Origin of the sequence: Pseudomonas sp. DG56-2, assembly GCF_004803755.1 — a bacterium.
Classification (GTDB): domain Bacteria; phylum Pseudomonadota; class Gammaproteobacteria; order Pseudomonadales; family Pseudomonadaceae; genus Aquipseudomonas; species Aquipseudomonas auratipiscis.
Genome location: NZ_CP032311.1, coordinates 4,558,603 through 4,583,197 on the forward strand (window position 1 = coordinate 4,558,603; position 24,595 = coordinate 4,583,197).

The 24,595-nt window shown below is 59.8% G+C and carries 19 protein-coding genes; 14 read left to right on the forward strand and 5 right to left on the reverse strand.

The window, feature by feature from the left end; translation table 11 throughout:
- Positions 1-152 precede the first annotated feature (152 nt).
- The 3 genes from map to dapC are packed head-to-tail and all read left to right on the forward strand — an operon-like array spanning position 153 to position 4,872.
- The gene (gene map, locus D3Z90_RS20955; RefSeq protein ID WP_136477826.1) at positions 153-935 is read left to right on the forward strand and encodes a type I methionyl aminopeptidase; all 783 of its coding nucleotides are present in this window, start codon (positions 153-155) and stop codon (positions 933-935) included.
- 21 nt (positions 936-956) lie between these two features.
- Entirely contained in the window at positions 957-3,656 is a 2,700-nt protein-coding gene (locus tag D3Z90_RS20960) for a [protein-PII] uridylyltransferase (protein ID WP_136477827.1), read from the forward strand.
- 22 nt (positions 3,657-3,678) lie between these two features.
- Positions 3,679-4,872, forward strand: coding sequence for a succinyldiaminopimelate transaminase (gene dapC, locus D3Z90_RS20965; protein WP_136477828.1), 1,194 nt, complete (start codon positions 3,679-3,681; stop codon positions 4,870-4,872).
- A gap of 62 nt (positions 4,873-4,934) precedes the next feature.
- Here the strand turns inward: dapC and D3Z90_RS20970 are convergent, their stop codons facing one another.
- Positions 4,935-6,581, reverse strand: coding sequence for a Na+/H+ antiporter (locus tag D3Z90_RS20970; RefSeq protein ID WP_136477829.1), 1,647 nt, complete (start codon positions 6,579-6,581; stop codon positions 4,935-4,937).
- A 230-nt stretch (positions 6,582-6,811) separates the two neighbouring features.
- Here D3Z90_RS20970 and D3Z90_RS20975 point away from each other — a divergent pair, with 230 nt between their 5' ends.
- Genes D3Z90_RS20975 through D3Z90_RS20990 form a run of 4 tightly spaced genes read left to right on the forward strand, consistent with a single transcriptional unit; the run spans position 6,812 to position 9,924 of the window.
- A complete protein-coding gene (locus D3Z90_RS20975; protein ID WP_136477830.1) occupies positions 6,812-7,174 on the forward strand; it encodes an ArsC family reductase in 363 nt (120 codons plus the stop codon).
- 42 nt (positions 7,175-7,216) lie between these two features.
- On the forward strand, positions 7,217-8,251 hold the full coding sequence (gene dapD / locus D3Z90_RS20980) for a 2,3,4,5-tetrahydropyridine-2,6-dicarboxylate N-succinyltransferase (protein WP_136477831.1): 1,035 nt from the start codon (positions 7,217-7,219) through the stop codon (positions 8,249-8,251).
- A 54-nt stretch (positions 8,252-8,305) separates the two neighbouring features.
- Positions 8,306-9,511 carry an aminotransferase class V-fold PLP-dependent enzyme gene (locus tag D3Z90_RS20985; protein WP_136477832.1) on the forward strand — a complete coding sequence of 402 codons (1,206 nt, stop codon included), beginning with the start codon at positions 8,306-8,308 and terminating at the stop codon, positions 9,509-9,511.
- Positions 9,508-9,924 carry a SufE family protein gene (locus tag D3Z90_RS20990; RefSeq protein WP_136477833.1) on the forward strand — a complete coding sequence of 139 codons (417 nt, stop codon included), beginning with the start codon at positions 9,508-9,510 and terminating at the stop codon, positions 9,922-9,924. The genes D3Z90_RS20985 and D3Z90_RS20990 overlap by 4 nt, the downstream gene beginning before the upstream one ends.
- Here the strand turns inward: D3Z90_RS20990 and tcdA are convergent.
- Entirely contained in the window at positions 9,897-10,718 is an 822-nt protein-coding gene (gene tcdA / locus D3Z90_RS20995; protein ID WP_136477834.1) for a tRNA cyclic N6-threonylcarbamoyladenosine(37) synthase TcdA, read from the reverse strand. The two genes, D3Z90_RS20990 and tcdA, sit on opposite strands and share 28 nt — an antisense overlap.
- A gap of 289 nt (positions 10,719-11,007) precedes the next feature.
- Between tcdA and D3Z90_RS21000 the strand changes: the two genes are divergently transcribed.
- The 4 genes from D3Z90_RS21000 (at position 11,008) to D3Z90_RS21015 (ending at position 16,125) form a co-directional block, all read left to right on the forward strand.
- Positions 11,008-13,599 (forward strand): glycosyltransferase, encoded by a 2,592-nt coding sequence (locus tag D3Z90_RS21000; protein ID WP_136477835.1) that lies wholly within the window; start codon positions 11,008-11,010, stop codon positions 13,597-13,599.
- 166 nt (positions 13,600-13,765) lie between these two features.
- Positions 13,766-14,917 (forward strand): succinyl-diaminopimelate desuccinylase, encoded by a 1,152-nt coding sequence (dapE, locus tag D3Z90_RS21005; protein ID WP_136477836.1) that lies wholly within the window; start codon positions 13,766-13,768, stop codon positions 14,915-14,917.
- Positions 14,917-15,729 carry a putative RNA methyltransferase gene (locus D3Z90_RS21010; RefSeq protein ID WP_136477837.1) on the forward strand — a complete coding sequence of 271 codons (813 nt, stop codon included), beginning with the start codon at positions 14,917-14,919 and terminating at the stop codon, positions 15,727-15,729. The genes dapE and D3Z90_RS21010 overlap by 1 nt, the downstream gene beginning before the upstream one ends.
- A gap of 18 nt (positions 15,730-15,747) precedes the next feature.
- Positions 15,748-16,125 carry a hypothetical protein gene (locus tag D3Z90_RS21015; RefSeq protein ID WP_136477838.1) on the forward strand — a complete coding sequence of 126 codons (378 nt, stop codon included), beginning with the start codon at positions 15,748-15,750 and terminating at the stop codon, positions 16,123-16,125.
- Positions 16,126-16,197: 72 nt separating this feature from the next.
- On the opposite strand, the gene D3Z90_RS21020 is transcribed toward D3Z90_RS21015, so the two are convergent.
- On the reverse strand, positions 16,198-16,407 hold the full coding sequence (locus D3Z90_RS21020; RefSeq protein WP_136477839.1) for a cold shock domain-containing protein: 210 nt from the start codon (positions 16,405-16,407) through the stop codon (positions 16,198-16,200).
- Positions 16,408-16,626: 219 nt separating this feature from the next.
- On the opposite strand from D3Z90_RS21020, the gene plsB reads away from it, so the two are divergent.
- From plsB to D3Z90_RS21035, 3 genes are read left to right on the forward strand one after another with little or no spacing between them, the layout of a single operon-like run.
- On the forward strand, positions 16,627-19,113 hold the full coding sequence (gene plsB / locus D3Z90_RS21025; protein ID WP_136477840.1) for a glycerol-3-phosphate 1-O-acyltransferase PlsB: 2,487 nt from the start codon (positions 16,627-16,629) through the stop codon (positions 19,111-19,113).
- Positions 19,114-19,124: 11 nt separating this feature from the next.
- On the forward strand, positions 19,125-19,523 hold the full coding sequence (locus D3Z90_RS21030) for a YbaY family lipoprotein (protein ID WP_136477841.1): 399 nt from the start codon (positions 19,125-19,127) through the stop codon (positions 19,521-19,523).
- Between the two features lie 32 nt (positions 19,524-19,555).
- The gene (locus D3Z90_RS21035) at positions 19,556-20,245 is read left to right on the forward strand and encodes a DUF4197 domain-containing protein (protein WP_136477842.1); all 690 of its coding nucleotides are present in this window, start codon (positions 19,556-19,558) and stop codon (positions 20,243-20,245) included.
- 64 nt (positions 20,246-20,309) lie between these two features.
- Here the strand turns inward: D3Z90_RS21035 and D3Z90_RS21040 are convergent, their stop codons facing one another.
- Together D3Z90_RS21040 and D3Z90_RS21045 are read right to left on the reverse strand one after the other, a co-directional pair.
- Complete coding sequence (locus D3Z90_RS21040) at positions 20,310-23,378, reverse strand: efflux RND transporter permease subunit (protein WP_136477843.1); 3,069 nt, start codon at positions 23,376-23,378, stop codon at positions 20,310-20,312.
- Positions 23,379-23,384: 6 nt separating this feature from the next.
- A complete protein-coding gene (locus tag D3Z90_RS21045) occupies positions 23,385-24,485 on the reverse strand; it encodes an efflux RND transporter periplasmic adaptor subunit (RefSeq protein WP_136477844.1) in 1,101 nt (366 codons plus the stop codon).
- Between the last annotated feature and the right edge of the window lie 110 nt (positions 24,486-24,595).

Genomic DNA, 24,595 nt, shown 5'->3' on the forward strand with positions numbered 1-24,595 from the left:
TTACAGGATTTTGCACCGACGGGTTAATCGCGCCAAAATGCCCTTATATAAAGGTTGCATCACTGCCATAGCCGCCCGAGCGGGCGCTGCTCTGGTAGAATCCGAGCTTTCCCCAGTTTATTCGCGCATCTATGCGCCGTAGAGAGCCTGTAATGACCGTCACCATTAAAACCGCCGAAGACATCGAAAAGATGCGCGTCGCCGGCCGCCTGGCCGCTGAAGTGCTGGAGATGATCGAGGAGCACGTCAAGCCTGGCATCACCACCGAAGAGCTCGACCGCCTGTGCCACGACTACATCGTCAACGTACAGAAGGCGATCCCGGCTCCGCTCAACTACAAAGGTTTCCCGAAGTCGATCTGCACCTCGGTCAACCATGTGGTGTGCCACGGCATCCCGGGCGACAAGCCCCTCAAGGACGGCGACACCCTGAACATCGACGTCACCGTCATCAAAGATGGCTACCACGGCGACACCAGCCGCATGTTCCATGTCGGCAACGTGCCGGTCTGGGCTGAGCGTCTGTCCCAGGTTACCCAGGAATGCATGTACAAGGCCATCGAGCTGGTCAAGCCGGGCTGCCGCCTGGGCGATATCGGCGAAGTGATCCAGAAACACGCCGAGAAGAACGGCTTCTCGGTGGTCCGCGAGTTCTGCGGCCACGGTATCGGTAAAGTGTTCCACGAAGAGCCGCAGATTCTGCACTATGGCCGCGCTGGCACTGGCATGGAACTCAAGGAAGGCATGACCTTCACTATCGAGCCAATGATCAACCAGGGCCGCGCCGACACCAAAGTGCTGGGTGACGGCTGGACTGCCATCACCAAGGACCGCAAACTTTCGGCCCAGTGGGAACACACGCTGGTGGTAACGGCGACTGGCTACGAAATCTTCACCCTGCGTAAAGACGACACCATTCCCCGCACGTCGGCCTGATTCGAACAGGAAAGTGACTCAATGCCCCAGGTGGATCCCGAGCTGTTCGACCGCGGCCAGTTCCAAGCGGAACTGGCCCTAAAGTCTAGCCCAATCGCAGCCTTCAAGAAGGCCATCCGCCAGGCTGGGGAAGCGCTGGACAAGCGCTTTCGCGAAGGCAGGGAGATCCGCCGACTGATCGAAGACCGCGCCTGGTTCGTCGATAACATCCTGCAGCAGGCATGGAACCAGTTCGATTGGAGCGATGAAGCCGATATTGCCCTGGTGGCAGTCGGGGGGTATGGACGGGGTGAATTACACCCCTACTCCGACATCGACCTGTTGATCCTGCTCGACAGTGCGGATCACGAGGTGTTTCGCGACTCTATCGAGCGCTTTCTGACCCTGCTCTGGGACATCGGCCTGGAAGTAGGGCAAAGCGTGCGCTCGGTCGATGAGTGCGCCGAGCAAGCGCGGGCCGACCTGACCGTCGTCACCAACTTAATGGAAAGCCGCACCATTGCTGGCCCCGAGCGCCTGCGCCAACGCATGCTCGAGGTGACCAGCACGGTCAATATGTGGCCGAGCAAGGAATTCTTCCTGGCCAAGCGTTCAGAGCAAAAGGCCCGGCACCACAAGTACAACGACACCGAATACAACCTGGAACCCAACGTCAAAGGCTCACCTGGCGGCCTGCGCGACATCCAGACCGTGTTGTGGATCGCCCGCCGCCAATACGGCACCCTCAACTTGCATGCCTTGGCAGATGAAGGCTTTTTGCTGGAGAGTGAGAACGCCCTGCTGGCCTCCTCCCAGGAATTCCTCTGGAAGGTTCGCTACGCCCTGCACATGCTCGCCGGGCGTGCCGAAGACCGGCTACTGTTCGATCACCAACGCAGTATCGCCGCCCTGCTTGGTTTTACCGATGACAACCCCAAGCGTGCCATCGAACAGTTCATGCAGCAGTACTATCGGGTGGTCATGAGCATTGCCGAGCTCAGCGACCTGATCATCCAGCACTTCGAAGAGGTCATCCTCGACGACGACAGCGGCAACACCCAGCCGCTGAACGCCCGTTTCAGGCTGCACGACGGTTATATCGAGGCGGTGCGACCGAACGTATTCAAGCGAACGCCCTTTGCCATCCTGGAGATTTTCGTGCTGATGGCGCAGCACCCCGAGATCAAGGGGGCACGCGCCGACACCATTCGCCTGTTGCGCGAACATCGGCACCTGATCGACGATGACTTTCGCAACGACATTCGTAATACCAGCTTGTTCATCGAGCTGTTCAAGTGCGAAATCGGTATCCATCGTAATCTGCGACGCATGAACCGCTACGGCATCCTCGGCCGCTACCTGCCAGAGTTCGGCCTGATTATCGGGCAGATGCAGCACGACCTGTTTCACATCTATACGGTCGATGCCCATACCCTGAACTTGATCAAGCACTTGCGCAAACTGCAGTACACCCCGGTGTCCGAGAAATTCCCGTTGGCCAGCAAACTCATGGGTCGCCTACCCAAGCCTGAACTGATCTACCTGGCCGGCTTGTACCATGACATCGGCAAGGGGCGTCAGGGCGATCACTCGGAGCTCGGCGCCGTGGATGCCCAGGCGTTCTGTGCACGCCACCAATTGCCCGCCTGGGACAGCCGCCTGATCGTCTGGCTGGTCCAGAATCACCTGGTGATGTCGACCACCGCCCAGCGCAAGGATTTGTCCGACCCGCAGGTTATCCACGACTTTGCCCAACTGGTAGGCGACGAAACTCACCTGGATTACCTCTACGTGCTGACCGTGGCCGATATAAACGCCACCAACCCCAGCTTATGGAACTCCTGGCGCGCCAGCCTGCTGCGCCAGCTCTACACCGAAACCAAGCGTGCCCTGCGCCGCGGCCTGGAAAACCCGCTGGATCGGGAAGAACAGATCCGCCAGACCCAGAGCGCAGCACTGGACATTCTGATTCGCGAAGGCACCGACCCCGACGACGTCGAACAGCTCTGGGCACAACTGGGCGATGACTACTTCTTGCGCCACACCGCGGCCGATGTGGCCTGGCACAGCGATGCGATCCTGCAGCAACCTGCCGACGGCGGTCCCTTGGTGCTGATCAAGGAAACCACCCAGCGAGAGTTTGAGGGTGGCACGCAGATATTCATCTATGCACCCGACCAGCACGATTTTTTCGCCGTGACCGTAGCGGCCATGGACCAGCTCAACCTGAACATCCATGATGCCCGCATCATCACCTCAAGCAGCCAGTTCACCCTCGACACCTACATCGTGCTCGATAACGATGGCGGCTCGATCGGTGACAACCCGCAGCGAGTGAAGGAAATCCGCGACGGCCTAAGCGATGCTCTACGCAATCCGGACGACTACCCGACCATCATCAAACGTCGGGTACCGCGTCAGCTCAAACACTTCAATTTCGCACCACAGGTCACTATTCACAACGACGCCCAGCGTCCGGTGACAATTCTCGAACTCAGCGCTCCCGACCGTCCAGGTCTACTGGCGCGAATCGGCAAGATCTTCCTGGAGTTCGACCTGTCGCTGCAAAACGCCAAGATTGCCACGCTCGGCGAACGGGTCGAAGACGTGTTCTTCATTACCGATGCCGACAACCAACCATTGTCCGATCCACAGCTGTGCAGCCGCCTTCAGGACGCCATTGTCGAACAACTGCGCGTCGATATGGCTGCTGTGGCACCGATTTCCCGCCTGACCATTTAACGTTTGACGAGACCCCGCGCCGATGAACTCTGATTTGCTTCAGCTTCAGCCCTACCCGTTCGAGAAACTGCGCGCCTTGCTCGGCAGCGTCCAGCCTGCCGCCGACAAACGCGCCATCGCCTTGTCGATCGGTGAGCCCAAGCATGAGTCGCCAGCGTTCGTCGCCCAGACCTTGGCCGACAGCCTGCAACAGATGGCCGTTTACCCGACCACCGTAGGCCTGCCTGCATTGCGTCAGGCCATTACACGCTGGTGCGAACGTCGCTTTGGCGTACCAAGCGGCTGGCTGGATGCCGACAAACACGTGCTGCCGGTCAATGGCACCCGTGAAGCACTGTTTGCCTTCACCCAAGCGGTAGTCAATCGTAGCGCCGACGGCCTGGTCATCAGCCCCAATCCGTTCTACCAGATCTACGAAGGTGCAGCCCTGCTGGCGGGCGCCACCCCACATTATCTGCCGTGCCTGGACAGCAATGGTTTCAACCCCGACTTCGATGCCGTGTCAGCCGAAACCTGGAAGCGTTGCCAGATTCTGTTCATCTGCTCCCCCGGCAACCCCACTGGCGCCTTGGTGCCGATGGAAACCCTGAAGAAACTGATTGCCCTGGCTGACGAGCACGACTTCGTGATTGCCGCCGACGAGTGCTACAGCGAACTGTACTTCGACGAGCAAACCCCGCCGCCGGGTCTGCTCAGCGCCTGCGTTGAGTTGGGGCGTAGTGATTTCAAGCGCTGCATGGTGTTCCACAGCCTGTCCAAGCGCTCCAACCTACCGGGTCTGCGCTCGGGCTTTGTCGCCGGCGACGCCGAGATCATCAAGCCGTTCCTGCTGTATCGCACCTACCACGGCTGCGCCATGCCCGTACAAACCCAGCTGGCAAGCATTGCTGCCTGGAACGATGAAGCGCACGTACTGGCCAACCGCGACCTGTACCGTGAGAAGTTCGACGCCGTGCTGGAAATTCTGGCGCCTGTGCTCGACGTACAACGCCCGGATGGTGGCTTCTACCTATGGGCCAAGGTCCCTGGCGATGACGCCGAGTTCTGTCGTGACCTGTTCGAAACCCAGCACGTGACCGTCGTACCAGGCTCATACCTGTCGCGTGAAGTGCAGGGTGTCAATCCGGGGGCCGGGCGTGTGCGCATGGCGTTGGTTGCCCCGCTGGCCGAGTGTGTGGAAGCGGCCGAGCGGATCCGCGCATTCCTGCAGAAATAAGCGCAACGTGACCACCTTGAGGACAATGACTGCTCCTCAAGGTGGCAAAAGCGAGGCTGAGGCTATTTCACCGCGCCCAGGTTCGCCTCACTCATGTCGAGCTCCCCCAACACCTCCCGTACTACGTCGTCGCCTATCTGATGATCACGGTGCAGCTTGTACAGTTCCAGTCGCTGGGCACGCAGCGCACGCAGACGCAGACGCCGCTCCAACAAGTCCATCTGCTCGGCCAGCGCCTGGGCTTCGGCACTGTCGTTGTAGCTGTCCAACTGATGGCGGTATTCGGCCATCAACCTCGCCTTCAACTCCGCCGCCAATGCAGACTGCGCGGCGTCCTGAGGCGCACCCGGCTCAACCAGGTCTTCGGCTTCGAGCGCATGGATGGCCGCCTCTGCTGTGCGCCGCCAAGCGTCCTTAGCCTCCTGGCGCAAGGTGTCATCGGGGCTCTTCGCCACGCCACGCAGCAACAGCGGCAACGCTACGCAAGCCGAAACCAGCGACAACAGAATGACCCCGGCAGCAATGAAGATCAGCAGGTCTCGCTCCGGAAAAGCCTTGCCCGCACTGATCAACAGCGGCACCGACATAACACCGGCCAAGGTCACCGCGCCACGTACTCCACCGATGGTCAGCAACCAGCAGGAGCGGGCATTGGGCACCAGCACCAGATCTTCCTTGCCGCGCCAGCGACGGATCATCCCAATCAAGCGCCAGATGCTTTGTACCCAGACAAAACGCAGGACCAGCAACACCGCAAAGATCGCTACCACGTCCAGACAACGCCATAGCAAGGTTGGCCACAAGGACGCTTCGTGACTGGTCACAGCTTTGATGATGTCTGGCAGTTGCAAGCCCAACAACAGGAAGATCAGGCCATTGAAACTGAACTCCAACAGCGACCAGACACTACGATTGAGCAAGCGGGTGCTGGTCTGCCGAGGTAACAGGTCGAGCCAGCTCTGCATCATGCCCGCCGCCACCGCCGAGAGAATCCCTGAAGCCCCCAGGCGTTCGGCAAGTACATAGGCGGCAAACGGCAGCAACAGCATGAACACTACGTGGGTCGCTGGGTCATCCCAGCCCCGGGCGATCATCCAGGCGCGCAGGCGCCCAACCAACCAACTCAACGCCACACCAATGGCCAGCCCACCGAGTGCAACCAGAACAAAGGTGAAGCTGGCTTCGGCCAGAGAGAACGCTCCAGTGATGGCAGCCGCCAAGGCAAACTTGAAAGTCACCAGGCCCGTTGCATCGTTCATGAGCGCTTCGCCCTGGAGCATATGCATCAAGGGCGTTGGCAGACGGTCCTGGGTAATGGCCGATACCGCCACAGCATCGGTTGGTGACAACACTGCGGCCAAGGCAAAAGCCACTGGCAAAGGAATGCTCGGTAGAATCCAGTGAATGAAGTAGCCAGCTCCGACGACCGTGAACAGCACCAGACCCACAGCCAGCGTCAGGATCGGACCGCGCAGACGCCAGAGATCACGCTTGGGCATGCGCCAACCGTCAGCGAAGAGCAAGGGCGGCAAGAACAGAAAGAGGAACAGTTCAGGGTCAAGCGCCACATGCAAGCCGAGTGTCGGCCAGGCAAGTAATGCGCCAGCGCCGATCTGCACCAGCGGCAACGGCAACGGGATCACTCGGCCGACAAGTTTGGAGACACTCACCAGCATCAGCAGGATGAGAACGGTGTAGGCTGATTGCATACGGCGTGTTCCTTTCAATTCAAACAGTCAACGGCGCACCTTTTGCCCATTTTGGACATTGCCATTGAAACGACATAGTAGCCGTTCAGGCTGCTGACGCACCGCTGCACAAAAGTCGCAGAGGCTGCCAAAACCTGTAACACAATGCTACAAAGTGCCTCGCCAAGGCCAACCCAACCCGGCCGACCGTGGCATAATCCTTCACCATTTTTTCCCAGGAGGGGCAAGACATGACCAAACGCGACACGCCATTGCACCTTTATGGAATCAAGGCCTGCGACACCATGAAGAAAGCCCGTACCTGGCTGGAAGACAAAGGCCTGGATTACGACTTTCACGATTACAAGACCCAAGGCATCGACCGTGAGAGCCTGACCCGCTGGTGCACCGAGCACGGCTGGGAGACAGTCCTCAATCGTGCCGGCACGACCTTCCGCAAGCTTGAAGACGCCCAGAAGGCCGACCTCGACCAGAACAAAGCCATCGAACTGATGCTAGCCCAACCGTCGATGATCAAGCGCCCGGTGCTCGACCTTGGCGAACGGACCCTTGTCGGTTTCAAGCCAGACCTGTACGCGGCCGCCCTCCAGTAACGCGGCGCCACGCTTTCACTCTAATTCGCAAGAGGTAACTGCATGTCCACTACTCTGTTCAGCCTGGCCTTCGGTGTCGGCACCCAGAACCGTCAAGGCGCCTGGCTGGAAGTCTTCTACGCTCAACCACTGATCAACCCGAGCGCCGAACTGGTCGCCGCGATCACCCCAGTGCTGGGCTATGAAGGCGGCAACCAGGCCATCGCCTTCAGCAACACCCAGGCGGCACAGCTGGCTGACGCCCTCAAGGGTGTCGACGCTGCCCAGGCGGCTCTCCTGACCCGCCTAGCCGAAAGCAACAAACCCCTGGTCGCCACGGTACTGGCAGAAGACGCTGCCTTGACCTCGACACCAGAGGCGTACCTGAAGCTGCATCTGCTTTCGCATCGCCTGGTCAAACCCCACGGCCTGAGCCTGGCGGGCATCTTCCCGCTGCTGCCGAACGTGGCCTGGACCAGCCAGGGCGCCGTCGACTTGGCCGAACTGGCCGGACAACAACTGGAAGCGCGCCTCAAAGGCGAGCTGCTGGAAGTATTCTCGGTAGACAAGTTCCCGAAAATGACCGACTACGTCGTGCCGGCCGGCGTTCGTATCGCCGACAGCGCCCGCGTGCGCCTGGGCGCCTACATCGGCGAAGGCACCACCATCATGCACGAAGGTTTCGTCAACTTTAACGCCGGCACCGAAGGCCCTGGCATGATCGAAGGCCGCGTCTCGGCTGGCGTATTCGTCGGCAAGGGTTCGGACCTCGGCGGCGGTTGCTCGACCATGGGCACCCTGTCGGGCGGCGGCAACATTGTGATCAAGGTCGGCGAAGGCTGCCTGATCGGCGCAAACGCCGGTATCGGCATTCCGCTGGGCGACCGCAATACCGTTGAAGCCGGTCTGTACATCACTGCCGGTACCAAGGTGAACCTGCTGGACGAGAACAACCAACTGGTCAAGGTCGTCAAGGCCCGTGATCTGGCTGGCCAGACCGACCTTCTGTTCCGTCGTAACTCGCTGAACGGCGCCGTGGAGTGCAAAACTCACAAGTCGGCGATCGAGCTGAACGAAGCGCTGCACGCTCACAACTAAGTGGTACCATCGGGTCTGGCCTAACGCCAGGCCCGATTTTCAGGTCCGACCATCATGTTCCAGCCTTCCCCGTGGCGCGCTGATTTTCCAGCCATCGCCGCTCTGCAGCGCCAGCACCAGACCTACCTGGACAACGCTGCTACCACGCAAAAACCGCAAATTCTGCTCGATGCCTTGAGCCATTATTACGGTCATGGTGCTGCCAATGTGCATCGTGCCCAACACCTTCCTGGCGCTCTCGCTACTCAGGCGTTTGAACGAAGCCGGGAGAAAGTTGCAGGTTGGCTGAATGCCAGCGATGCACAACAAATCGTTTTCACCCACGGCGCCACATCAGCGTTGAACTTGCTGGCCTACGGCCTGGAAAGTGGGTTTGAAAGCGGGGATGAAATCGCCATCAGTGCGCTGGAACACCATGCCAACCTGTTGCCGTGGCAACAATTGGCCCATCGCCGTGGCCTCAAGCTGGTAGTTCTGCCCTTGGACAGCCGCGGTCTGATTGATCTTGAGGCTGCACTGCAATTGATTGGCCCGCGCACCCGACTGTTGGCAGTCAGCCAACTGTCCAACGTGCTCGGCGCCTGGCAGCCACTTGCCCCGCTGTTGGCTCACGCCCGCGCGCAAGGGACGCTGACCGTCGTCGACGGCGCCCAGGGGGTGGTCCATGCTCGCCAGGATGTACAACAGCTCGGTTGCGATTTCTATGTATTCTCCAGCCACAAACTCTACGGTCCGGACGGGGTTGGCGTGCTCTACGGCCGCAGCGAGGCGCTGGCCCGCCTGAAACATTGGCAGTACGGTGGCGAGATGGTCCATGTGGCCGACTACCAGAGCGCCAGCTTCCGCACGGCGCCTCTCGGCTTCGAAGCCGGCACGCCGCCAATTGCCGGCGTCATCGGCCTGGGCGCCAGCCTGGACTACCTTACAGGGCTCGATGCCAATGCGGTTTGCGCGCACGAAGCCAGCCTGCACCGCAGTCTTTTGCGCGGATTGAATGATCGCGAAGGCATCCGTCTGTTGGGTCAACCACAGTTGGCATTGGCCAGCTTCGTCATCGAAGGTGTACACAACGCCGACCTTGCACACATGCTGACCGAACAGGGGATCGCCGTACGCGCAGGGCACCACTGCGCCATGCCGCTGCTCAAGTCCCTGGGCCTGGACGGCGCGATTCGGGTGTCGCTGGCCTTGTACAACGACTCAGACGACCTACAGCGCTTCTTCGAGGCACTGGATCAAGCTCTGGAGCTGCTGCGATGAACCTGTCCGAGAGTGCCCAGAACGCGTTGCTCAGCTTCGAGCAAGCGGCTGGCTGGGAGCAGCGCGCGCGCTTGCTGATGCAATGGGGTGAGCGCCTGGCGCCATTGAGCGATGCGCAAAAATCGGAAGCCAACCGGGTTCATGGCTGTGAAAGCCAGGTCTGGCTGGTTGCCGAGCAGGAAGATGGGATTTGGCGCTTCAAAGGTGCCAGCGATGCCCGAATCATCCGCGGTCTACTGGCGCTGCTGCTGGTACGAGTAGAAGGGTTGACCAGTGCCGAGCTGCAACAACTCGATCTGCCCGGCTGGTTCAATCAGCTAGGACTCGGTCGCCAGCTTTCCCCTTCGCGCAGCAACGGTCTGAATGCCGTGTTGCAGCGTATGGCTCAGCTTGCCGCTGGCAACTTAGCCTGACGCTCACTTGGGCGACGCGCACCCGCTACCAGTTTTTCCACCGCCTTGCTGGCGGCAACCATGCCGAACGTCGCCGTGACCATCATCACGGCACCAAAACCGCCTGAACAATCAAGCTTGACGCCTTCACCGACAAAACTCTTCTGCAGACACACGCTGCCATCCCCCTTGGGGTAGCGCAGCTGCTCGGTGGAGAACACACAGGGTACGCTGTAGTTGCGGGTGACCGTGCGCGAAAAGCCATAGTCGCGACGCAAGGTTGAACGCACTCGCGAGGCCAGCGGGTCGTTGAAGGTCTTGTTCAGGTCGGCAACGCGGATCTGGGTAGGATCAATCTGCCCTCCGGCACCACCGGTGCTGATAATGGTGACCTTGTGGCGCTTGCACCAACCGATGAGCGCCGCCTTGGCCATGACACTATCGATACAGTCGATCACGCAGTCGATGTGCTCGCCGATATATTCAGGAAGCGTTTCCTTGGTCACGAAATCAACCACCGCATGCACCTTGCACGCAGGGTTGATGGCGCGCAGACGCTCAGCCATGACTTCAGCCTTGGCGCGACCAATGCTGCCTTCCAGGGCATGCAACTGACGATTGGTGTTGCTGACGCAAACATCATCGAGGTCGAACAGCGATATTTCCCCCACACCGCTTCGCGCCATGGCTTCAGCTGCCCAGGAGCCAACACCGCCGATACCGACGATAGCCACATGGGCCTCGCGCAGGCGCTGTAGGCCGTTGTCACCGTATAACCGGGCAACACCGGCAAAGCGTGGATCATCTGTACTCATGGCCAAACCCCGAAAAAACCGGCGCGCATTATAGGCCTCTTGAGGCCTGATGCCATCCCGCTTCGGACCAGTCGCCTTGGCCACATTAGGAATGTCGGCGGTATTCCTGCTTTAATGTGCCACGCAACCCCTGGTCCAGGACGACAACAGCACGGGCCTCAGAACTTCAACGCTTGAAGTCTATCTAACCTTCTGCGCCCACCTTTGCCTACACAGCATAGGCGCTCGTACAGCAGGAATAGCGCCATGTGGCGCTCGCCCGTTCCACCTTTCGGAACCCGAACTATCTATGTCATCGCGTAAATTTGGTATCAACCTGGTAATAGTCATGGCCATCGCCGCGCTATTTACCGGGTTCTGGGCGCTGATCAACCGCCCGGTTTCCGCACCCAACTGGCCGGAGCAGATTTCCGGTTTCTCCTACTCGCCGTTTCGCCTCGGAGAAAGCCCACAAAAAGGCCAGTACCCCACTGAGGACGAGCTGCGCCAGGACCTGGAACAGCTGAGCAAGCTGACCGACAGTATTCGTATTTATACCGTTGAAGGCACCCAGGCCGACATTCCGCGCCTGGCCGAAGAGTTCGGCCTGCGGGTAACCCTTGGCGTGTGGATCAGTCCGGATCTTGAGCGCAATGAGCGGGAAATACAGAAAGCCATCGAACTGGCCAACAGTTCGCGCAGCGTTGTGCGGGTGATGGTCGGTAACGAAGCCCTGTTCCGTGAGGAAATCACCCCCGAAGCCCTGATTCAGTATCTGGATCGCGTGCGTGCGGCGGTGAAGGTGCCGGTGACCACCAGTGAACAGTGGCATATCTGGAAAGAACACCCGGAGTTGGCCAAACACGTTGACCTGATTGCCGCGCACATCCTGCCGTACTGGGAGTTCATCCCGATGAAGGATGCCGGTCAATTCGTACTCGACCGTGCCCGCGACCTCAAACAACAATTCCCACGTAAACCGCTTCTGCTTTCGGAAGTCGGCTGGCCAAGCAATGGCCGCATGCGTGGCGGCGCCGACGCAACCCAGGCTGACCAGGCCATTTACCTGCGCACCCTGGTCAACAAGCTCAACCGCCAGGGCTACAACTACTTCGTCATCGAGGCCTACGACCAGCCTTGGAAGGCCAGCGATGAAGGTTCGGTTGGCGCCTACTGGGGCGTGTTCAACGCCGCCCGCCAGCAAAAATTCAACTTCGAAGGCCCGGTAGTGGCCATTCCGCAATGGCGGGTCCTGGCCGTGGGCTCAGTGGTGTTGGCGATGCTGTCGCTGACCTTGCTACTGATCGACGGCTCGGCCCTGCGTCAGCGCGGGCGTACATTCCTGACCTTCATCGCCTTTCTCTGTGGGTCGGTGCTGGTGTGGATCGGCTACGACTACAGCCAACAATACAGCACCTGGTTCAGCCTGACGGTAGGCTTTTTGCTTGCGCTCGGTGCGCTGGGGGTGTTCATCGTATTGCTGACCGAGGCCCATGAACTGGCCGAAGCCGTGTGGATTCACAAACGGCGCCGGGAGTTCTTGCCGGTGCAGGCCGACAGCGCCTACCGACCTAAAGTCTCGGTGCATGTACCGTGCTACAACGAGCCGCCAGAGATGGTCAAACAGACCCTCAACGCTCTGGCAGCACTGGACTATCCGGATTACGAAGTGTTGATCATCGACAACAACACCAAGGACCCGGCGGTTTGGGAGCCGATCAAGGCACACTGTGAAATGCTCGGTGAACGCTTCAAGTTTTTCCACGTAGCACCCCTGGCCGGCTTCAAGGGTGGCGCACTGAATTACCTGATTCCGCACACAGCCAAGGATGCCGAGGTGATCGCAGTGATCGACTCCGACTACTGTGTGGACCGCAACTGGCTCAAGCACATGGTGCCGCATTTCGCCGATCCGAAAATCGCCGTGGTGCAGTCGCCGCAGGACTATCGCGACCAGAACGAAAGCACCTTCAAGAAGCTGTGCTACAGCGAGTACAAGGGCTTCTTCCATATTGGCATGGTAACCCGCAATGATCGTGACGCGATCATCCAGCACGGCACCATGACCATGACCCGGCGCTCGGTGCTTGAAGAACTGGGCTGGGCCGACTGGTGCATCTGCGAAGACGCTGAACTGGGCCTGCGCGTGTTCGAGAAAGGCTACTCGGCAGCCTACTCCCATGAGAGCTACGGCAAAGGCCTGATGCCGGACACTTTCATCGACTTCAAGAAGCAGCGTTTCCGCTGGGCCTATGGCGCCATCCAGATCATCAAGCGCCATGCTGCCAGCCTATTGCGTGGCAAGGACTCGGAGCTCACCCGTGGGCAGCGCTATCACTTCCTGGCAGGTTGGCTGCCATGGATTGCCGACGGCATGAATATCTTCTTTACCGTCGGTGCGCTGCTCTGGTCTGCCGCGATGATCATCGTGCCGCAACGGGTCGACCCACCGTTGCTGATCTTCGCCATTCCACCCCTGGCACTGTTTGTGTTCAAGGTCGGCAAGATCGTGTTCCTCTACCGCCGCGCGGTCGGGGTCAATCTCAAGGACGCCTTCGCCGCGGCCCTGGCCGGTCTGGCGTTGTCGCACACCATTGCCAAGGCCGTGCTCTACGGCTTCTTCACCAGCAGCATTCCGTTCTTCCGCACGCCCAAGAATGCCGACAGCCACGGCTTGCTGGTGGCGCTCTCCGAGGCCCGCGAAGAATTGTTCATCATGCTGCTGCTTTGGGGAGCTGCTGCCGGGATCTACCTGGTCCAGGGCCTGCCGAGCAATGACATGCGCTTCTGGGTGACCATGCTGCTGGTACAGTCGCTGCCCTACCTGGCGGCGCTGATCATGGCCATGCTGTCGTCATTGCCCAAGCCGGTGAGTGCCGTCCAGCCGGCCCAAGCCTCCTGAGCGCACTCGGTACGAATGGGCCTGCCCTGCGATGTGATCTGCAACACATCGCATCGCAGGCCATTCCCGCTCCTGCTCACGCTTACCGGCAACCCTCACTTGATCGTTTTGCTATAAGATAACGCCCCTCGAATTCGTGCCCTGCCTTGCCCCCGGAGTTCCTTCAATGACGGCCTCAGCCGACCTTTCGCCTACCTTAGAACTGGCCTGCGACCTGATCCGTCGTCCTTCGGTAACCCCTCTGGACTTCGACTGCCAGAAACAAATGATGCAGCGCCTGGGTGATGCCGGCTTCATGCTCGAGCCAATGCGCATCGAGGATGTCGATAACTTCTGGGCCACCCATGGCAACCAGGAAGGTCCGGTGTTGTGCTTTGCCGGCCACACCGACGTCGTACCCACCGGCCCGGTGCAAGCTTGGCAAAATGATCCCTTCGATGCACTGATCGATGCCGATGGCATGCTCTGTGGCCGCGGTGCTGCTGACATGAAAGGCAGCCTGGCAGCCATGGTCGTGGCCACCGAGCGTTTCGTCGCCGACTATCCGAATCACCGCGGTAAAGTCGCCTTTCTGATTACCAGCGACGAGGAAGGCCCGGCCCACCATGGCACCAAGGCGGTGGTCGAGCGTCTGGCTGCACGTAAAGAGCGTCTGGACTGGTGCATCGTCGGTGAACCGTCGAGCACCAGCCTGGTCGGTGACGTGGTCAAGAACGGCCGACGCGGCTCGCTCGGCGCCAAACTGACAGTGCGGGGTGTACAAGGTCATGTAGCGTATCCGCACCTGGCGAAAAACCCGATTCATCTCGCCACCCCGGCGCTGGCAGAGCTGGCCGCCGAACACTGGGACGAGGGCAACGCATTCTTCCCGCCGACCAGCTTCCAGATCTCCAACCTGAACTCAGGCACGGGCGCGACCAACGTTGTGCCGGGCGAGCTGACGGCACTGTTCAACTTCCGCTTTTCCACCGAGTCGACCGTCGAAGGCCTGCAACAGCGGGTCGCAGCTATTCTCGACAAGCACCAACTCGATTGGCACGTTGACTGGGCGTTGTCCGGCCTGCCTTTCCTGACCGAACCGGGTGCCCTGCTCGATGCGGTGTCGGCCAGCATCAAGGCGGTCACCGGCCGTGACACCCAAGCCTCGACCAGCGGTGGTACTTCCGATGGTCGCTTCATTGCCACCCTGGGTACTCAAGTGGTTGAACTGGGCCCGGTCAATGCCACTATCCATCAGGTCAACGAGCGAATTCTGGCCAGCGACCTCGACGTCCTGACCGAAATCTATTACCAGACCCTCACCCGGTTGCTTGCCTGATGCTCACCTGCCCCCTCTGCAGCGCCCCGCTGAGCACCCTCGACAACGGCGTGGCCTGCCCGGCCGGACACCGCTTCGATCGTGCTCGTCAGGGCTACCTGAACCTGTTGCCGGTGCAGCACAAGAACAGTCGCGACCCAGGTGATAACCAGGCAATGGTGGAAGCCCGCCGCGACTTTCTCAATGCCGGGCATTACGCCCCGGTAGCCCGCCGGCTGGCAGAGCTTGCTGCTGAACGGGCACCACAGCGCTGGCTGGATATCGGCTGTGGCGAGGGCTATTACACCGCACAGATTGCCCAGGCGCTGCCCAACGCCGACGGCTACGCCCTGGACATTTCCCGCGAAGCGGTCAAACGCGCCTGCAGACGCAACCCGGCGCTGACTTGGCTGGTGGCGAGCATGGCCCGCATACCCCTGGCTGATGCCAGCTGCCAGTTCCTGGCCAGCGTATTCAGCCCGCTCGACTGGCAGGAAGCCATGCGCCTGCTCGCGCCGGGGGGTGGCCTGATGCGCGTCGGCCCAACCAACGAGCACCTGATCGAACTGCGCCACAAGCTTTATGATGAAGTGCGCGACTACGCCGACGACAAGCATTTGGCATTGGTCCCGGCAGGTATGCAGCACGCTCACAGCGAAATCCTCAAATTCCGCTTGACCCTTGTCGATGGCAAATCCCGCGCCGACTTGCTGGCCATGACGCCCCATGGCTGGCGCGCCAGCGCTGAAAAACGAGCCCGCGTCATCGAGCAGGCCGAGCCTTTCGAGGTCACGGTCTCGATGCGATACGACTATTTCGTGCGCCAAGACTGAGCACACCCGGAGTCCCCAATGCGCCAACCCGATATCGAGATTTACCTCAAAGACGCCGACGTCGATCACAAACAGATCGCTGCGTGGCTGACCGAAGCACTGGGCCCTTGCAGTGAATGGCAGCAGAAAGGCCAGACCTACAAGTGCATGGCCGGTAACATTCCGGTTACCTGGTTACCGAAGGCTGTGGGCAAATGGAACAGTTTGTACTTGGAAAGTGACAAGACCCCGTGGGATGACGACATCGCCTGCGCTCGCGCTGCGTTCGCTGCCCTGAACGTCGAAGTGCGTTGCGCACCTGGCAGTTGGGTCGAAGAAGAAGGTGAGGAAGATGCCGATCGCTGGATTCGCATCAGTGCCGATGGCGAAGAAGAAATCACCTGGCGGACGCAGTAGCTTCACGCGGTGGGCTGCAAGCTACAAGTCGAGCACGGTCAACTTGTAGCTTACAGCTTCATTCTTGCGGGGTCAGAGGCCTATAACGTCTTCTGCCTGCAAGCCTTTCTGGCCCTGAGTCAGATTGTATTCGACCTGCTGGCCTTCGATCAGGGTGCGATGTCCCTCACCACGAATGGCACGGTAGTGAACGAACACATCCGCACCATCTCCACGCTGAATGAAGCCATAACCTTTAGCGTCGTTGAACCACTTTACACTTCCAGTCTCACGAGACGACATCTGAACTACTCCGAATTTTTATTTTGGAATCGCCTTGCAAGCGAAGGATCACCCTCCTTCGCTGTCGCAGCTTGAGCATTACCCTGCAAGCTGCGGACCGAGTATATGTCAGGCTAGAAATATTTTTTATGACGGGCGAGCATTTTGCTGAACTTGCGCAGATACGTCACACTAACCGGCTGAGCAATCACTCAAAATATCACCCAGAGCACACACTGTATGACCCGTTCTCCCCTGCGCCGTCTGATCTTTGGCGCCCTGCGTCGCCTGTTGTACCTGTGGGTTCGCTCCGAGACCATCAACCAGTCCTCCTTCACCCTGAATCTGGATCGCAGCCGACCAGTGTTCTACGCCCTTCAATCACCCTCCCTGACCGATCTGGCAGTGCTTGACCGTGAGTGCACCAAAGCGGGGCTTCCACGCCCGGTATTGCCGGTAGCCGTTGGCACCCTGCTCGAACCCGCGGCGTTTTTCTACCTGACTCCCGAGCCTGATTGGCTGGGCCGTCAAGACAAACGTGGCGCGCCACCGACACTGTCGCGACTGGTCAATGTCATCAGCCAGCATGCAGAAGAAGACGCGCAGATCATTCCGGTCAGTGTGTTCTGGGGGCAATCGCCTGCCAGTGAGTCCAGCCCGTGGAAGCTGCTGTTTGCCGATAGTTGGGCGGTTACCGGACGGCTGCGTCGGTTGTTGACGGTACTGATTCTGGGACGCAAAACCCGGGTGCAGTTCTCTGCTCCGATTCACCTGCGAGAGCTGGTCCAGCACGACAAGGGTCATGAGCGCACGGTGCGCATGGCTCAACGCATGCTGCGAGTGCACTTTCGCAACCTCAAAACCGCGGTCATTGGCCCGGATATCTCGCACCGTCGTAACCTGGTAAAAGGCCTGGTCCACGATCCGTTGGTGCGCCAGGCCATCGCCGACGAGGCCGAGCGGGAGAAAATCACCCTTGCCAAAGCCGAGGCGCAGGCCTTGCGCTACGGCAACGAGATAGCCTCGGACTACACCTACACCGCCATTCGTTTTCTCGAAGTGGTGCTCAGCTGGTTCTGGAACAAAATCTATGATGGCATCAAGGTCAATCACATCGAGCAAGTGCAAGGCATCGCTCCAGGCCACGAAGTTATCTACGTGCCTTGCCACCGAAGTCACATCGATTATCTGCTGTTGTCCTACCTGCTGTTTCGCAACGGCTTGACACCACCGCACATTGCCGCCGGGATCAACCTGAACATGCCGGTGATCGGCGGCCTGCTGCGCCGTGGTGGGGCATTTTTCATGCGCCGCACGTTCAAGGGCAATCCACTGTACACGGCGGTGTTCAACGAATACCTGCACACCCTGTTCACCAAGGGCTTCCCGGTCGAGTACTTCGTCGAAGGCGGCCGCTCGCGAACCGGTCGCATGCTGCAACCCAAAACCGGCATGCTGGCTATCACCCTGCGCAGCTACCTGCGTTCATCTCGCACCCCAATCGTCTTCGTGCCGGTGTACATCGGCTATGAACGAGTCCTGGAAGGGCGTACCTACCTGGGCGAGCTGCGCGGTGCGAGCAAGAAGAAAGAATCGATCTTCGATATTTTCAAAGTCGTGGGTGCCCTCAAGCAGCGTTTCGGTCAGGTAGCGGTGAACTTCGGCGAGCCGATCCGCCTCGGCGCCTTCCTCGACCAGCAACAACCTGGCTGGCGCGAGCAGTCCTATGCGCCACAGTTCCGCCCGGCCTGGCTCAATGAGACCACCTCCCGCCTGGGTGAAAAAGTTGCCCAGCATCTCAACGAGGCAGCGGCGATCAATCCGGTCAATCTGGTGGCCCTCGCGCTGCTCTCTACCAGCCGCCTGGCCCTGGACGAACGCGCCCTGGCACGGGTGTTGGATCTGTACCTGGCGTTGCTGCGCAAAGTGCCTTACTCGCCGCACACCACCTTGCCCGAAGGCGACGGCCTGGCCCTGATCAGCTACGTCAAGGGTATGGACTTGTTGGCCGAGCAAAGCGATGCCCTGGGCAGAATTCTCTACCTGGACGAGCAGAACGCGGTCCTGATGACCTACTACCGCAACAATGTCCTGCACATCTTCGCCCTGCCGGCATTGCTGGCGAGCTTCTTCCAGAGCAGCTCGCGCATGAGCCGCGAGTTGATCCTGCAGTACACCCGGGCCTTGTACCCATATCTACAGTCCGAACTTTTCATTCGCTGGGGGCCGCAGGAACTGGAGGCGATAATTGACCAGTGGCTGCAAGCATTCGTCGAGCAAGGCCTGCTGCGCTATGAAAACGGCGTGTATTTGCGTCCGGCACCCAGCTCGCGTCAGTTTGTCTTGCTGACATTGCTGGCCCGGGCCATTACCCAGACTCTGCAACGCTTCTACATGGCGACCGCTTTGCTGCTCAATAGTGGCCAGCACACCCTGAGCGCTGAAGAGCTTGAAGACTTGTGCGTGGTCATGGCCCAACGCCTGTCGATTCTGCACGGCCTCAATGCGCCTGAGTTCTTTGACAAGACCTTGTTCCGCCACTTCATCCAGACCCAGATCACACAGGGTGTGTTGCGCCCGGATACAAACGGCAAACTTGGGTACCATGAAAAACTGAGTGAATTGGCCGAAGGGGCGGCCAAACGCGTGCTCTCCGCGGAGATACGCTTGTCGATCCGCCAGGTGGCCTTGCACCGCAATGAAGACACCACCGATACCCCGGCATAAAGGAGTTACAAATGAAAAAGCTGTCCCTGATCCTTCTTGGTGGTCTGTTGGCCGCCTGCAGCAGTACCCCGCAAGCGCCCAAGGCCAGCCTCGACGGCGAAGTCTACTACCTGCAGCGCATCGCCCTGCCACCCGCTGCCACCCTGAGCGTAAGCCTGCAGGACGTATCGCTGATGGATGCCCCAGCGGTCACCCTGGCGAGCCAGAACGGTCCAGTCAAAGGCAACGTTCCACTGCCTTTTCATTTGAGCTATGACCCTGCCCAGGTAAAACCTGGTCATCGCTATGCAGTCAGCGCGCGTATCGAACTGGATGGCAAGCTGCTGTTCATCAACACCGAGCATCATGGTGTGCAGCTCGACGGCAGCGATCCGCAGCCGGTACGCATCAAAGTTGATGCCGTTCGTTGATATCCGTTCCGATTACAGATAAGGATGCTGCCATGTTCCGCCCTGCTCTTACCTTGACCGGCTTGTGCGCCGGCCTGCTGCTCTCGGCCAGTGCCATGGCACTGTCACTTGGTGACCTGTCACAGAAGGACGCCTCTGGTGGCCTGAAGGACGCACTGACCCAAGGGGCTCAGGTCGCCGTAAAACAACTCGGTGCCCCTGGAGGCTTCAGCAACAACCCTGAGGTGCGCATCGAATTGCCGGGCAACCTTGGCAAAGTCGCGAAGAAGATGAAGCAGTTTGGTATGGGTGCAGAGGTCGAGGCACTGGAGACAAGCATGAACCAGGCTGCCGAAGCTGCGGTACCACAAGCTCAGGCTCTGCTGGTGGATGCAGTCAAGAAGATGACCGTCGAAGACGCCAAGGGCATTCTCGCCGGCGGTAATGACTCGGCAACTCAGTACCTGAACAAGACCAGCCGCGAACAGATCCGCGCCAAGTTCCTGCCCATCGTCAAGAAAGCTACCGACCAGGTTGGCCTGGCCCAACAGTACAACAGCTTCGCCGGCCAAGCAGCGACCTTTGGGGTGTTGGAAGCCAAGAACGCCAATGTCGAAGGCTATGTGACCGAACAAGCGCTCGATGGCCTGTTCGAGATGATCGCCAAGCAGGAAGAAAGCATTCGCCAGAACCCGGCTGCTGCTGCAACCGGTTTGGCCAAGAAGGTGTTTGGCGCGCTTTGAGCGCGCCGGTTGCAAGCTGCAAATGGGGGTTTACAACCCTTCACTTGTAGCTTGTAGCTTGTAGCTAACCGCCCTTCCTGACCCTGAACCAGGCCGCGTACAGTGCCGGCAAGAACAACAGCGTCAGCGCAGTCGCCACAATCAGCCCACCCATGATTGCCACCGCCATCGGCCCGAAGAAAACACTGCGTGACAACGGGATCATTGCCAGCACCGCTGCCAGCGCGGTCAACACGATAGGACGGAAGCGGCGTACCGTGGCTTCGATGATCGCCTGCCAACGATCCAGGCCGGCGGCAATGTCTTGCTCGATCTGGTCAACCAGAATCACCGAGTTGCGCATGATCATTCCTGAAAGGGCAATGGTACCGAGCATCGCGACAAAGCCGAACGGCTGACGAAACACCAGCAGGAACAAGGTTACGCCGATCAACCCAAGCGGTGCGGTGAGGAACACCATCACCGTGCGCGAGAAGCTACGCAACTGCAGCATCAGCAAGGTCAACACGACAACGATAAACAGCGGCACACCCGCATTCACCGACTTCTGCCCACGCGTCGAGTCTTCCACTGTCCCGCCCACGTCCAGCAGGTAGCCGTCAGGCAGCTCTGCACGTATCGAGTCCAGGGTGGGAAGGATCTGCTGGACCAGCGTCACAGGCTGCTCCTTACCGTATATATCGGCACGCACGGTTACGTTCGGCAGTCGGTTGCGGTGCCAGATGATGCCTTCCTCGAAGCCATACTCCAGCGTCGCTACCTGCGATAGGGCAACGCTGCGTCCATTGTCGGTCGGTACCGCCAGGCTCGGCAGGCTGGCAAGCTCGCTGCGCTCCTGCTGAGTACCCCGCAGAAGGATTTCGATCAGCTCGTTGTCTTCACGGAACTGGCTGACGGATGAGCCGGTCAGCGAACTCTGCAAGAACTTGGCAAGGTTGGCGGTGCTCACGCCAAGAGCACGCGCGCGGTCCTGATCGATGTTGAGGTAAACCACCTTGCTCGGTTCTTCCCAATCCAGGTGCACATTGACCACATGTGGATTCTCGCGCACCTTGGCCGCCACCTTGCGCGCCAGGGCTCGTACCTGCTCGATGTGCTCGCCAGTAACCCGGAACTGCACCGGATAGCCCACAGGTGGACCGTTTTCCAGGCGGGTGACGCGCGAGCGCATGTCGGGGAACTGCTCATCGAGGGTCGCGATCAGCCAGCTTCGCAAGGCTTCACGCTCTTCGATGGTCTTGGCCAGCACCACAAACTGGGCAAAACTGGCCGCCGGCAATTGCTGGTCCAATGGCAGGTAGAAACGCGGTGAGCCCGTGCCGACATAGGCCACATAGTTATCGATGCCGGCACGCTCCTTGAGCATTGTCTCCAGACGCTTGACCTGCTCGGCCGTGTTGCTCAGCGATGCGCCTTCGGCCAACTTCAGATCGACCATCAGCTCCAGGCGCCCGGAGGCCGGGAAGAACTGCTGCGGTACGAAGCGAAACAACACAATGCTGCCAATGAACAGCGCAATGGTCGCCACGATCACTGTCTTGCGCCGCTCCACGCACCAGCCTACCACCCGCCGTACACGCTGATAGAACGGCGTGCCATAAGGATCAGGTCCGCCGTCTGCCGTACCGTGCTTGGCAGCATGCCGCTTGGCGAGGTCCGGCAGCAGGCGCTCACCCAGGTACGGCACAAATACTACGGCGGCAATCCAGGAGGCAACCAAGGCGATGGTTACCACCTGAAAGATCGAGCGGGTGTATTCACCAGTACTGGACTGCGCGGTGGCAATGGGCAAAAAACCCGCCGCGGTGATCAGGGTCCCGGTCAGCATCGGGAACGCGGTGCTGGTCCACGCGTAGCTGGCGGCCTTGATACGGTCGAAACCCTGCTCCATCTTGATGGCCATCATCTCCACCGCGATGATCGCGTCATCCACCAGCAATCCAAGGGCAAGCACCAGGGCGCCGAGAGAAATCTTGTGCAGGCCGATCCCGAGGTAATACATGACCGCAAAGGTCATTGCCAGCACCAACGGGATAGCCAGGGCCACCACCAGACCGGTGCGCACGCCCAGGGAGAAGAAACTTACCAGCAAGACGATAGCCAGCGCTTCGATCAGCACCTGAACAAACTCACCGACCCCGGTTTTCACTGCTGCCGGCTGATCGGAAACCTTACGCAGTTCCATGCCGGCGGGAAGGTTGTGGGCAATGCGCGCGAACTCAGTTTCCAGTGCCTTGCCCAGCACCAGAATGTCGCCGCCGGCTTTCATGGACACCGCAAGACCGATGGCATCCTCACCCATGAAGCGCATGCGAGGTGCGGGAGGGTCATTGAAACCACGACGGACCTGAGCCACATCGCCGATGCGGAACGTGCGATCCCCTACCCGAATCGGGAACTGCTCGATCTGCTCGACGGTATCGAACCGACCACTGACCCGGAGCTGCAAGCGCTCGCTGGGGGTTTCGAAAAAGCCCGCAGTGCTTACGGCGTTCTGTTCTTCGAGGGCCTGCTGTACAGCTGCCAGCGGTAAACCCAAGGTGGCCAGCTTGAGGTTGGACAGCTCGATCCAGATTTTCTCGTCCTGCAGCCCCAGCAGCTCGACCTTGCCCACATCCTTGACTCGTTGCAGCTGGATCTGCACGCGATCGGCGTAATCCTTGAGCACGGCATAGTCGAAGCCTTCGCCGGTCAAGGCATAGATATTGCCAAAGGTGGTGCCAAACTCGTCATTGAAGAACGGCCCCTGGATACCAGGCGGCAGAGTATGTCGAATATCGGCGACTTTCTTGCGGATCTGATACCACAACTCGGGTATATCCGCCGAGTGCATCGAGTCGCGGGCCATGAAGGTGACCTGCGATTCACCCGGCCGGGAGAACGAAATGATCTTCTCGTACTCCCCGGTCTCCATCAGCTTCTTTTCTATACGCTCGGTCACCTGACGCGAGACTTCTTCTGCGCTGGCCCCTGGCCAATTGGTGCGAATGACCATGGCTTTGAAGGTAAACGGAGGGTCTTCGCTCTGTCCCAACTTCGTGTAGGACAACGCGCCGACAACAGCCAGCAGAATCATCAGGAACAGCACAATCTGGCGATTGCGCAGGGCCCAGGCGGAAAGGTTGAAACCCATCGGGACTTACTCCTTGGCCGCCAGATTCACCACACGATTGGACCGATCTACCGGCCGCACCTGTTGCCCCTCCTGGAGCACATGCACGCCAGCCGCCACTACCCAGTCCGATGCACTCAAGCCTTCAAGCACCGGGACAGTGTTTTCGCCATAGGCCCCCACACGAACTGGAACTCGCTTGAGCGTGTTGCTGGCATCCACACGCCAGACATAGGTCTGACCATTTTCAGCGGTTAACGCCGACAGCGGCACCGCCAGTGCCACCTGTTGGTCATGCTGGATATAAACCCGTGCACTCTGCCCAAGCTCTGCTGGCACCTTGCCGGCGCTGAAGGCAATACGCGCGGCAAAGGTGCGCGAGCGTGGGTCGGCGGCCGGAGACAGTTCACGAATACGCCCGCTGAAACGCTGATCCGGCTGCGACCAAAGCTCGACCGCCACGGGTTGGCCAACCTTGAAGCGACCGAACTGCTGCTCGGGCAGGCCAATCAATACCTCGCGCTCGCCGTCGGCAGCAAGGGTGAACACGGTTTGACCTGCAGCGACCACCTGCCCCACCTCGACCTGACGCTTGGCGATCACCCCGTCCTGGGAAGCGCGGAGTACCGCGTACTCTGCCTGATTGCCAGCCACATCGAATTCGGCGCGCATTTGCTTGAGCCGGGCAAGGCCGGCGCGATAGAGGTTTTCGCTGTTATCAAACTGGGAACGGCTGACCATTTGCCGTTCCAGCAGGGTCTGGTAGCGATCGCGCTCAGCCTTCACCAGACTCAGGTTGGCTTCAGCGGCAGCCAACTGGGCACGACTGGCTTCCAACTGCAGGCGCACATCCTGTGGGTCCAACTCGGCCAGTGGCTGCTCAGCCTTGACCCGCTGCCCTTCCTCCACCAGGCGCTTGCTGACCTTGCCAGCAATGCGAAACGCCAGCTCCGGTTCGAAGCGCGCGCGCACCTCGCCCGGATAGCTGTCGGCAGCAGCGCTGGCCGGTTGCGGCTGCACCACCAGGGCGGGGCGCAGGGAGGTCTGCGGCGCACTTTCCTGCCCACACGCTACTAGCAGCAAGGCAAGACCAATGGGCAGAGCGAGGGGCAAGGCATGGCGCAACATGATGAATGACCTTTCGCGAGTGACGCTTGGAATATTTATACTCGCGAGTATATTAAATCAGTGAATCGAACCGGGGAAGCGTCTGCCCAAGAGAAAAAACGTATTAACAG

What these genes read in the sequence shown, in the direction of transcription:
- map (WP_136477826.1), top strand. Translation starts at nt 153, where the DNA reads ATGACCGTCACCATTAAAACCGCCGAAGACATCGAAAAGATGCGCGTC.
- D3Z90_RS20960 (WP_136477827.1), top strand. Translation starts at nt 957, where the DNA reads ATGCCCCAGGTGGATCCCGAGCTGTTCGACCGCGGCCAGTTCCAAGCG.
- dapC (WP_136477828.1), top strand. Translation starts at nt 3,679, where the DNA reads ATGAACTCTGATTTGCTTCAGCTTCAGCCCTACCCGTTCGAGAAACTG.
- D3Z90_RS20970 (WP_136477829.1), bottom strand. Translation starts at nt 6,581, where the DNA reads ATGCAATCAGCCTACACCGTTCTCATCCTGCTGATGCTGGTGAGTGTC.
- D3Z90_RS20975 (WP_136477830.1), top strand. Translation starts at nt 6,812, where the DNA reads ATGACCAAACGCGACACGCCATTGCACCTTTATGGAATCAAGGCCTGC.
- dapD (WP_136477831.1), top strand. Translation starts at nt 7,217, where the DNA reads ATGTCCACTACTCTGTTCAGCCTGGCCTTCGGTGTCGGCACCCAGAAC.
- D3Z90_RS20985 (WP_136477832.1), top strand. Translation starts at nt 8,306, where the DNA reads ATGTTCCAGCCTTCCCCGTGGCGCGCTGATTTTCCAGCCATCGCCGCT.
- D3Z90_RS20990 (WP_136477833.1), top strand. Translation starts at nt 9,508, where the DNA reads ATGAACCTGTCCGAGAGTGCCCAGAACGCGTTGCTCAGCTTCGAGCAA.
- tcdA (WP_136477834.1), bottom strand. Translation starts at nt 10,718, where the DNA reads ATGAGTACAGATGATCCACGCTTTGCCGGTGTTGCCCGGTTATACGGT.
- D3Z90_RS21000 (WP_136477835.1), top strand. Translation starts at nt 11,008, where the DNA reads ATGTCATCGCGTAAATTTGGTATCAACCTGGTAATAGTCATGGCCATC.
- dapE (WP_136477836.1), top strand. Translation starts at nt 13,766, where the DNA reads ATGACGGCCTCAGCCGACCTTTCGCCTACCTTAGAACTGGCCTGCGAC.
- D3Z90_RS21010 (WP_136477837.1), top strand. Translation starts at nt 14,917, where the DNA reads ATGCTCACCTGCCCCCTCTGCAGCGCCCCGCTGAGCACCCTCGACAAC.
- D3Z90_RS21015 (WP_136477838.1), top strand. Translation starts at nt 15,748, where the DNA reads ATGCGCCAACCCGATATCGAGATTTACCTCAAAGACGCCGACGTCGAT.
- D3Z90_RS21020 (WP_136477839.1), bottom strand. Translation starts at nt 16,407, where the DNA reads ATGTCGTCTCGTGAGACTGGAAGTGTAAAGTGGTTCAACGACGCTAAA.
- plsB (WP_136477840.1), top strand. Translation starts at nt 16,627, where the DNA reads ATGACCCGTTCTCCCCTGCGCCGTCTGATCTTTGGCGCCCTGCGTCGC.
- D3Z90_RS21030 (WP_136477841.1), top strand. Translation starts at nt 19,125, where the DNA reads ATGAAAAAGCTGTCCCTGATCCTTCTTGGTGGTCTGTTGGCCGCCTGC.
- D3Z90_RS21035 (WP_136477842.1), top strand. Translation starts at nt 19,556, where the DNA reads ATGTTCCGCCCTGCTCTTACCTTGACCGGCTTGTGCGCCGGCCTGCTG.
- D3Z90_RS21040 (WP_136477843.1), bottom strand. Translation starts at nt 23,378, where the DNA reads ATGGGTTTCAACCTTTCCGCCTGGGCCCTGCGCAATCGCCAGATTGTG.
- D3Z90_RS21045 (WP_136477844.1), bottom strand. Translation starts at nt 24,485, where the DNA reads ATGTTGCGCCATGCCTTGCCCCTCGCTCTGCCCATTGGTCTTGCCTTG.